Source organism: Sphingomonas sp. GW821-FHT02B09 (genome assembly GCF_059421875.1).
The window spans coordinates 1,671,627-1,681,058 of record NZ_JBWKVV010000001.1 but is presented as its reverse complement, the minus strand read 5'-3'; the positions used below and the strand labels follow the sequence as shown (position 1 = coordinate 1,681,058).

9 protein-coding genes are annotated in these 9,432 nt (G+C 65.9%); 7 read left to right on the top strand and 2 right to left on the bottom strand.

Features of this window, described 5'->3' with window-relative positions:
• Positions 1-536 precede the first annotated feature (536 nt).
• A complete protein-coding gene (locus AC07U4_RS07795) occupies positions 537-1,562 on the bottom strand; it encodes an IS110 family RNA-guided transposase (RefSeq protein WP_495194982.1) in 1,026 nt (341 codons plus the stop codon).
• 515 nt (positions 1,563-2,077) lie between these two features.
• Between AC07U4_RS07795 and AC07U4_RS07790 the strand changes: the two genes are divergently transcribed.
• The 3 genes from AC07U4_RS07790 (at position 2,078) to AC07U4_RS07780 (ending at position 3,857) form a co-directional block, all read left to right on the top strand.
• Positions 2,078-2,485, top strand: coding sequence for a VOC family protein (locus AC07U4_RS07790; RefSeq protein WP_495194981.1), 408 nt, complete (start codon positions 2,078-2,080; stop codon positions 2,483-2,485).
• Between the two features lie 121 nt (positions 2,486-2,606).
• Positions 2,607-2,981, top strand: a complete 375-nt coding sequence (locus tag AC07U4_RS07785; RefSeq protein WP_495194980.1) for a VOC family protein — start codon at positions 2,607-2,609, stop codon at positions 2,979-2,981.
• Positions 2,982-3,020: 39 nt separating this feature from the next.
• Positions 3,021-3,857 (top strand): EamA family transporter, encoded by an 837-nt coding sequence (locus AC07U4_RS07780; protein WP_495194979.1) that lies wholly within the window; start codon positions 3,021-3,023, stop codon positions 3,855-3,857.
• Positions 3,858-3,959: 102 nt separating this feature from the next.
• On the opposite strand, the gene AC07U4_RS07775 is transcribed toward AC07U4_RS07780, so the two are convergent.
• Positions 3,960-4,736, bottom strand: coding sequence for an AraC family transcriptional regulator (locus AC07U4_RS07775; RefSeq protein WP_495194978.1), 777 nt, complete (start codon positions 4,734-4,736; stop codon positions 3,960-3,962).
• An 88-nt stretch (positions 4,737-4,824) separates the two neighbouring features.
• Here AC07U4_RS07775 and AC07U4_RS07770 point away from each other — a divergent pair, with 88 nt between their 5' ends.
• From AC07U4_RS07770 to AC07U4_RS07755, 4 genes are read left to right on the top strand one after another with little or no spacing between them, the layout of a single operon-like run.
• The gene (locus AC07U4_RS07770; protein ID WP_495194977.1) at positions 4,825-6,930 is read left to right on the top strand and encodes an FUSC family protein; all 2,106 of its coding nucleotides are present in this window, start codon (positions 4,825-4,827) and stop codon (positions 6,928-6,930) included.
• On the top strand, positions 6,927-7,142 hold the full coding sequence (locus AC07U4_RS07765; RefSeq protein ID WP_495194976.1) for a DUF1656 domain-containing protein: 216 nt from the start codon (positions 6,927-6,929) through the stop codon (positions 7,140-7,142). The genes AC07U4_RS07770 and AC07U4_RS07765 overlap by 4 nt, the downstream gene beginning before the upstream one ends.
• Positions 7,139-8,029: an HlyD family secretion protein gene (locus tag AC07U4_RS07760; RefSeq protein WP_495194975.1), complete on the top strand. Its 891-nt coding sequence runs from the start codon at positions 7,139-7,141 to the stop codon at positions 8,027-8,029. Before AC07U4_RS07765 ends, AC07U4_RS07760 begins: the two co-directional genes overlap by 4 nt.
• Positions 8,026-9,432, top strand: a complete 1,407-nt coding sequence (locus tag AC07U4_RS07755; RefSeq protein ID WP_495194974.1) for an efflux transporter outer membrane subunit — start codon at positions 8,026-8,028, stop codon at positions 9,430-9,432. Before AC07U4_RS07760 ends, AC07U4_RS07755 begins: the two co-directional genes overlap by 4 nt.

Here is a 9,432-nt window from a genome sequence, read left to right as displayed (position 1 = left end):
CGCTGCCGCAGGGCCAAACCTCAGCGCTGACGCGCTACCTCACCGACAAATGCCAATGCCGCGCAGCGGCTTCGTGCATTGGGTCGTCGCCGTCTCAAACTGGCGAGTAAGACCGACCCATCCTTTGCCGTGTTAGCAGATCAGCGCGGCATCCCAGAGCCAGCCGTTCAACTTCTCGCAGCAGTCCCGTCGTTTAATCGCTGCTCGGGAGTCAAGAGTTGAAGGCGTAGAGCATGTCCGGAGCGGCGCGGGTCTGCCTCGGGGCGGTGGGTTGAAGCAGTCGCCTTTCCTCGGTCGCCTAGCGGGTACGTATGCCGGGTGCAGGGTCGTTTACGCGGTCGGGACGCTGCCCGCCGCAGGATGGCTATTCGCGGATCGGGATCTTCCAAGGTTTCTCACGCAGGCTGCTCGCTGGCGAGCCGCTGCAACGGGAAAGGCGGAATGATCCAAACCACGCCCCGGCAGGGACGTTTCGGCGCGTCGACATGGGCGACGCTATGGTGTGAGCCTGATGGTCAACTATCGTGCCGACACGCTCATGCTGCGGCCATATTTCTGCGCTCGAAGCGCTCGCCGGACTTCAGCATGGCATGCATGATGACGGACAGCTTGCGCGCGACCGCGATGGCGGCTCGCTTGAACCCGAGCCTTTCGCGCAGCCTGATCCCCCATTGGCGTAGATCGCTGTCGGCATGAGCGCGCGTCAGGATGACGGTCGCAGCCTCGTAGAGCAGGCCTCGCACATAGACGTCGCCACGCCGCGAGATGTGGCCGTCATAATCGACTTCGCCGGACTGATAGCGCCTGGTCGTGAGCCCGAGCCAGGCGCCCACCGAACGTGATCTGGCGAAGTTGCCGGGATCCTCGATCGCCGCGAGGAAGGACCAAGCGGTCAGAGCGCCGACGCCGGGGATCGAGGTGAGGAGCCGACACTGTTCGCTTTGCCGTGCGGTGTCGACGAGCTGCTTGCTGAGCCCGGCAACCTTGCCGCGCAGCTCCCGCCATATGGCGAGAAGCGGCAGGATGATCGACTCCAACCCCGAATGGGACGACGCCAGCTCGCAGACATGTCCATCGAATACCCGGCCAGCCCCCTTGGGCACGACCAGGCCGAAGGTCTTCATCAGCCCGCGGATCTGGTTCGACAGCTGGAGCTGCATCTTCAGCAAATGGGTCCGCGCCGTGACCAGCGTGCGCACGAGCATGTTGTCGTAACTCTTGACCCGGACCTCCTTGTAGAAGGCGGCTTCTGCCAGGTGTGCGAGGCCATCGGCATCATTGGCGTCGGTCTTGTTGCGCGCCATGTCGAGCCCCTTCTTGGCCTGGCGGGCATCGATGCAGATCGCCGGCAACCCCGCCGCCGTGAGCTCATGGTAGTACCACGTCGACAAGGGGCCGGTTTCGAACACGATCCGGCTGACCGCCGGTGCGCGTTTGCGGATTATCTCCGCCAGCGCCTGGGGGTCGGACAGGCATTTGCCGCGCCAGACCCGTCGTCCGCCCTCGCGGATCGAGATGAAGGTGTCTTTCAGCGAAACGTCCAAACCGATATACTGCGTCACGGCTGTTCTCCGTTCGATGCTTGGGCCCGGCGTCCAGTCGTGAGCCCGTTTCTTCATCTTATCGGGGAACAGCCACCCGCCCGAAATCTGCAGCTTCGCACACTGCCGATCGCGTCATCAGGCGAATCGCACTCCCGCGATTACGCCATGTTTCTCCATCTCCGACGGGCCGTTTCGGGAAAATGTAATCGGGAACAGGTTTTGGGAAAACGGCTGAATCGGGAGGCATCTGGAGCCGGAGCTCGCCGAGCTGTCCCTCTGAACCTTCGTTTTTGAGACGCCAGCTCCCTTCGCTTGACGCACAGTGTACAAGGACTAAACTGTTAAGCGCCTAAAAAGACAGCGATGCAGGTATGGTGACAACCTGCGGTCTCTTGCGAGACAGTCACGCTTGAGCGGGTGATGCCGCTCTTGGCCATGGCCGGACACAACGAGGATTGCCCTCGTGCGTGGCCGGTCGTCGTTGTCTGACCACGATCGGCTCGTGTCCGTCTTACCAACGGAAAGGCACGACCATGAAGCTGAACCACATCAACCCTTACAGCCACGACACCGAAGCCGACCGCGCTATGTTCGAGCATTATTTCGGGCTGCGCACGCTAGTCGTGCGCGGCACGAAGATGGCGATCATGCAGGACGATGATGGCCTTGTGCTGATCGTCAACCATTTCGAAAACAAGCTCAACTGCTTCGACTACCCAAAGCAGCTCGACATTCTCCATGTCGGCTTCATCCAAGAGTCGCGCGATGTCGTCGATGCCCTGCATGCCCGCCTAAGCGGCGACGGCTGGGAAACGCAGGCGCCGCACGAGGCGCATGGTGCCTGGTCCTTCTATTTCCGGGCAAAGGGCGGCTACTTTATCGAAGTGACGACTCTGACGCCGATAGGCCCCGAAGAAGCGTATCATGGTGACCGGCAGTAAGGTTCGTTTGGGGTCGGCGGAGCCATCCGCCGGCCATTTCCGACTGCGATGCCGTTCAAACGAACCGGCGTACAGCCCGGCCTGCAATCCCGTATGTTCGGTCTTATTCCTGGGATGACATATGTTCACGCACATCATGATCGGCAGCAACAACCTTGAGCGATCCAGAGCCTTCTTTGACGCTACGTTCACGGCGCTGGGCGGCAAGCCAGGCGAGAGCGATGAGAGAGGCCGGCTGATCTACGATCACGACGGTGGGCGGCTGATGATCACCCGGCCGATCGATGGCCACCCGGCGACTGTCGCCAATGGCGGAACCATCGGCATCGCCGCCATCAGCGCGGAGCATGTTCGCGCTTGGCACGAGGCCGGCACCGCGCATGGCGGCACATCGATCGAAACCCCACCGTGCGAGCGCCCGAACGGCGTTTTCGTCGCCTATCTCCGCGATCCGGATGGCCATAAGCTGACCGCGCGGACGAAGGCGACGCGGTAGCTTCATGGAACTCGACCATCCAGCTGGGCAAGGAGGCTCATGTCCATCGGCATCAGCCTGATCGTCCTTTTCGCGGCGGTTCTGCACGCGAGCTGGAACGCCCTTCTGCGCGGAGGCGGCGACCGGCTCTGGTCGATGACGATCATGTGCATCGCCATTGCACTCGCCTGTGCCCTGATGGCGCCCTTCGTACCGGTTCCCGCAACAGCGAGTTGGGGCTGCGTCGCTTTATCGGCGCTGCTGCACGTCGGATACAACCTCTTCCTCGTGCGCACCTACCGGCAAGGCGATCTCGGGCAGACCTACCCGATCGCCCGCGGCGCCTCGCCGCTTCTGGTCTCGCTCGGTGCCGCAGTCTTCGCGCGCGAACTGCCAGACGCGCTTAGTCTGACGGGCGTGCTGCTGGTGTCGGGCGGCATCGTTGCGCTGGCCTTCCAAGGGCGGGCCATCGGGCGGCAGACATTACTTTTCGCGCTCGGCACCGGCTGCTTCATCGGTGCCTACAGCGTGACCGATGGCGTCGGGGTGCGGCTGTCCGGCTCGCCTGTCGGCTACACCGTCTGGATGTGCCTGTCGTGGGGCCTGCTCGCGCCGGCGACCTACATCGTGCTGCGGGATGCCCGTTCTCTGGTGCGCGGGCGCAGGGAAATGCTGGTGGCGGCCGGTGGGGGGCTCGCCTCGCTTCTGGCCTATGGCATCGTCATCTTTGCCATGGCGCACGGCACGATGGGACCGGTGTCGGCGCTGCGGGAGACAAGTGTCGTCTTCGCGGCTCTGATCGGACGCGTCTTCCTGCACGAAAGACTGAGCCGTTATCGGATCACGGCCTGCCTGGTTGTCGCCATGGGGGCTCTTCTGATCGGACATGCAGGCTGAAGAGAGGACAGATTGGAACGTTGCTGGCGTGAGCGACCACTCGCGATCCGGATGAGCGCGTCTCACCGCGTGAGGCGGCGAGGTTTCCGGGATCAGAGCAGTTCATGCCCGGCGCTGCGCAAAATACTGTGCTGGCGTGCTGCCGAGCGCCTTGCGGAACATCGTGATGAAAGCGTTGACCGAATCGTAGCCCAATTCGGCCGCGACCTGCTGGACGCTGGCGCCGCTCGCCAGCTCGCGTAAAGCCACGACGAGGTGGAGCTGTTGGCGCCAGCGGCCGAAGGTCAGGCCGGTCTCGCGCAGCATCAGCCGCGCCAGCGACCGCTCGCTCATCGCGACGCGGACGGCCCAGCCGGCGAGCGTGCTGCGGTCCGACGGCGCGGCGGTCAGCGCGTCGGCGATGGCGCGAATCCTGCTATCGCCCGACACCGGCAGGTTCAGGCGCTGGCGCGGCATTTCGGCCAGCTCGTCAAGCATCACCCGGGCCAGGCGGGCGGCATGTCCGTCCGGCGAATAGTCGCTCGGCTCGTGCGCCAGGCGATCGATCATCGCGCGGATCATCGCGGTCAACTCCAGCGCGCAGCAATGGTCGGGAAGCCTGCTCGCGCCGGGCTCGACGAACAGATAGTCGACCCGCGCATTCGCGGTCGCGCGCGCGCTGTGCGGCACCCCACCCGGAATCCAGATGCCGCAGCCCGGCGGCACGATCCACACATCGTCCGCGGCGATACAGGTGACCGCGCCGTGCGACGCCAGGATCAGCTGCGCCTTGCGATGGACATGGGTGGGCACTTCGGCGGCATGGTCGGTGAAGTCGAGCCGGTGCGCGATCGCGGTCGCGTTCGCCGCGTCCGGATCCAGGATGGCAGTGGCTAACATAGGTCGTGACATCAAGACGGCAGTTTATAGGGATAGATTGGCTGGATAGCTAATATCATTGCTTGCTGAGAGTCACTATCAACAAGCGATGGGATATTGGCTTTTCTGGTATGGCGGGTGGATCGGACCCGAAATCGCGCTGCCCCAGTGGCAGTGGCAGTGGCCGCGATGGTGCAACCCGCTGCGCAATCCGGTCGTCAAGACGGACGTCGAGGCGCTACTGTTTGCCGCCAAGAGCTTCGTTGCCGCGCTGCTGGCCTATTATGTCGCGCTTCGCATCGGGCTGCCGCGCCCGTCTTGGGCGATCGTCACAGTCTACCTTGTGTCGCAGCCTAGCGCCGGAGCCTCGCTGGGGCGTGGCGTCTACCGACTGGCGGGCACGCTGGTCGGTGCGATCGCGACGGTGGCGATCATCCCGACATTCGCGAACGAGCCGCTGGTGTGCAGCGTGGTGCTGGCCGGATGGATCGGCCTGTGCCTGTTCCTGTCGCTGCTCGACCGGACACCCCGCGCCTATGCCTTCGTGCTGTCCGGTTACACCGCCAGCCTGATCGGCTTCCCCGCCGTCGCGGCACCGGACACAATCTTCGATACCGCATCGGTGCGGGTGCAGGAGATCGCACTTGGGATCCTGTGTGCGGTGCTGGTCCATCGCTATGTGATGCCTCGACCGATGACCGGCCAATTCAAGGCAAAGCTGGCGGCGACGTTGCGCGATGTCCGCCAGCTCGCTGGCGACGCGCTGCGCGAGGTTTCGGAGGACGAGCGCCGCGAGGATCGCCACCGGCTGGCCCTGGACCTGCTCGCGCTGCGGGGACTGGCGACGCACCTTCCCTATGATCCGGTCGCGGGAAGGCCAAGTGCTGCGTCGGTGCAGCTGCTGCACGACCGACTGGCGCGGCTGCTGCCGCTCCTAGCCGACGTCGAGGAGCGGATCGATGCCCTTCGTGCCCGTCGCTTGGGCATGCCGGTGGAACTGGCGCAGCTCGTGCTCGACGTTCGCGCCTGGATCGCCTCGGACGAACGTGTCGACCGGGAGGCGGGCGCACTCTGGTTGATCCGTCATGCCCGTTCGCTCGCACACGGTGGATCCGACACCGGAGATGCGCTGTCGGCCAATGTCGCGGGGCACCTCGCCGACCTGGTCGGCCTGCTCCACGACGGCGACCGGCTTGGGCATGAGGTAATCACGGGGGCGTCGGCGTGCGCGGTAGAGCCGCTCTTCGTCAAGAAGCGGGTTAAAGGCTACGTTTTCCACCGCGATCCCGTCATGGCGGCACGCGCCGGGGCGGGCGCCATCGTCGGGATCACGCTCGGCTGTTTCGCCTGGATCTGGTCGGCATGGCCTGATGGCGGGCTGGCTGTATCGGTGCTGGGGGTCACCTGCGCGCTGTTCGGCAATGTCGACAACCCCGTTCCCTTCGTCCGAAAGTACATTGTCGGCTCGATCTACGGCGTCGCGATCAGCCTGGCCTACAGCTTCGTCATCCTGCCGCGCGTCTTCGACTTCCCATCCCTGCTCGCTGTGCTTGCACCCACCTTCCTGTTCGCCGGATCTTTGCAGGCGCGGCCCGCGACCGCCTTCATGGCGCTCGGCATGACGTTGACAATTCCGATCCTGGTCGGGCTGGGGGCCGAATATGGCGGCGATTTCGCCGACGCCGTCAACAGCAGCATCGCCCTGTTCGTGGGCGTCGGCTTCGGCACGGTGAGTATGGCGCTGTTCCAGACCGTCGCCCCCGATGCCGCGATCCACCGCCTGCTGTGGCTCGGTCGCCGCGACGTGGCACGCCGCGCGCGAGGCGGTGGTCCGGCAGAGGCGGCATGGACCGGACTGATGATCGACCGCGCCGCGCTGCTGATGCCGCGGCTCGCCCTGTCGGCGCGGCCGACGAAGGCGACGCTGGACGAGACCTTGCGCCACCTGCGCATCGGGCATGCGGCGGGACTGTTGCATCGTCGGCTCGGTCGGCAGGGCGGAGCGGTCGCGGACGACGCGCGGGCGGTGCTGGCGGACGTCGCGGCACATTTTGGGAGTGCCAGCGCGCCGAGCCTCGCCGAACTCAGCCGCAGTGTCGACGCGCTGGCTGTGCGGATTGCCGACGCGGCAGAGGCAGATCGCTCGCTGCTCGACCCACTCACTGACCTGCGGTTCGCGCTGGCTCCAGTGCCACGGGGCGAGGTCGCGGCATGATCTCCGACATCGTCATCGGTGGCGTGCTCATTCCCGGTCTGCTGGCAGTCGCCTGCTTGGCGCTGGTGCTGACGGTCGCGATTCTTCGTCTGCTTTCTGCCACCGGCGCATCTCGGCGGCTCGCCTTGCCGCCCGTCGTCGAGCTTGCCGTCCTCGTCATCGTCTTCGGCCTGCTCGTGCAGAGCGTGCCTGCCACTGGATTACTCCAATGAAGCCATATTTCGCCTTGCTCGCGCGCTACGCCGTTACGCTTTCGCTTGTCGCTATCGCCGCGCTGGTGGCGCTGCACCTGTGGGACCGTCACCAACGCACGTCGTGGACCCGCGACGGTCGTGTCCGTGCCGACGTGGTGCGCATCTCGACCGACGTCGGCGGTCTCGTCACCCAGGTGCCGGTCCGCGACAATCAGGTCGTCCGTCCCGGGCAGTTGCTAATCGTCCTCGACCGGCCACGCCTCACCGCCGCTATCGGCCGCGCCGATGCCGCCATCGCCGAGGCTCAAGCGCAGCTCGAACAAGCACGTAAGGAAGCGCGGCGCGATCTTGCGCTCGGAGATCTCGTCGCGACCGAGGCGCGCGAGCAGAATGTCGCCAAGGTCAGGACAGCCGAGGCGGCACTGGCGCGCGCGATCGCCGACCGCAACGTCGCGATGGTCGATATGCAGCGTACCGAAATCCGTGCCACTGTTGCCGGCACCGTCACCAACCTCGACATCCACCCCGGCGACTATCTCGCGGCGGGGGCGCAGGCGATGGCGCTTGTCGACACCGCCTCGCTGCGGATCGAAGGCTATTTCGAAGAGACGAAGCTGCACAACGTGGCCATCGGAGATCGCGCCCGCATTCGCCTGATGGGCGACGATGGCGAGATCCTCGGCCATGTCCAGAGCATCGCCGCTGCGATCGCCGACGACCAGCGCGACGATACCGGCAACCTCCTACCCAAAGTCGCGCCGACCTTCTCTTGGGTACGGCTTGCCCAGCGTATCCCGGTCCGCGTGCATATCGACCGGACGCCCGCGACGACGCGCTTGATCGCGGGGCGGACCGCAACGGTCGAGATCGTGCCCGCCGCGATCGCGCCGGGAGGCCGCTCGTGAGGCGCCTGCTCGCACCCCCCTTCGTGGCGAGCCTTGCGCTGCTGGCCGCCGGCTGCGTAGCGGGACCGGACTACCGCATGCCGCCCGCAGCCATCGTCAATCGACCGCAGGCGTCCGCGTCGTTCTTGGGCAGTCGAGATCCTGCCGTGACCCAGGCAGACCTGCCACCGCATTGGTGGCGTCTCTACGGCGATCCCCGGCTCGATGCCTATGTGACCGAAGCACTTGGCGCCAACACCGATTTGCGCGTGGCCGATGCCAATCTGCGCCGGGCGAGCGCGATCGTGCGCGAGGCCGCGGCCGCGCGCATGGTCACGACGGGCATCAGCGGCCAGGCGGCGGGCGCCCGCATCGGCGGGCCGACCGGGACCTTGCCGGCGCCGCTCAGTTACGCGCTCGGCTTCGATCTCAACTACCCACTCGATCTGGCGGGCGGCATCCGTCGGGGGATCGAGGCGGCGAACGCACAGGCAGAGGCGACACTTGCCGCGCGCGACCATGTGCGCGTGGTGGTGGCGGCGGCTGTCACCCGCAATTATGCGCGCGTCTGCGCCGACGGCGTCGCGCTCGCCGCTGCGCGGCACGTCGTCACGATCCAGCGTTCGACCCTCGGCGTGGCGTTGCGAATGGTGCGCGGCGGCCGCGGCACACGCTTCGACAGCGATCGCGCACGCGCGGCCGTCTTCGCCAGAGAAGCTACCATCCCCGACATCCTCGCCGACCGGCGTGCCGCGTTGTTCGCGCTGGCGGCAATGATGGGACGCGTTCCAGCCGACTATCCACGCGAGCTGGAAGGCTGCACGACAATACTGTCGCTCCGCCGCCCGCTGCCGATCGGCGACGGTGCGATGCTGCTCAAGCGCCGCCCCGACATCCGGCGAGCCGAACGGCTGCTGGCCGCCGCAACCGCCGGCATGGGAATCGCCGAAGCCGATCTTTACCCCCGTATAAGCCTCGGCGGTTCGGCGGGAACCGCTACGTCAGTCGGCCATGCGCTGGCGCCTTCGTCGTTCGGCTTCAGTCTCGGCCCGCTGGTCTCCTGGTCCTTTCCCAACCGCAAGGCGGTCCGTGCGAGGATCGATGAGGCTGATGCTGATGGCGACGCCGCGCTCGCGGGCTTCGATGGTTCGGTCTTGCTGGCCCTTCAACAGACCGAAACCGCCCTGTCCGCTTATGCGCGGTCACGCGACCGACTGGACGCGCTGGAACACGCGGCGGGAGCTGCTAGCAAGGCGAGCGGCGATGCCGAAAAGCTGCAACGCTTCGGTCGCACACCGTTTCTCGACGTATTGAACGCGCAGGCCAGCTACGCCGACGCGCAGGCAAGCCTGTCGTCCGCGCGCGCCAGCCTGGTCGATCGGCAGATCGACTTCTTTCTTGCACTCGGCGGCGGTTGGGAGTGA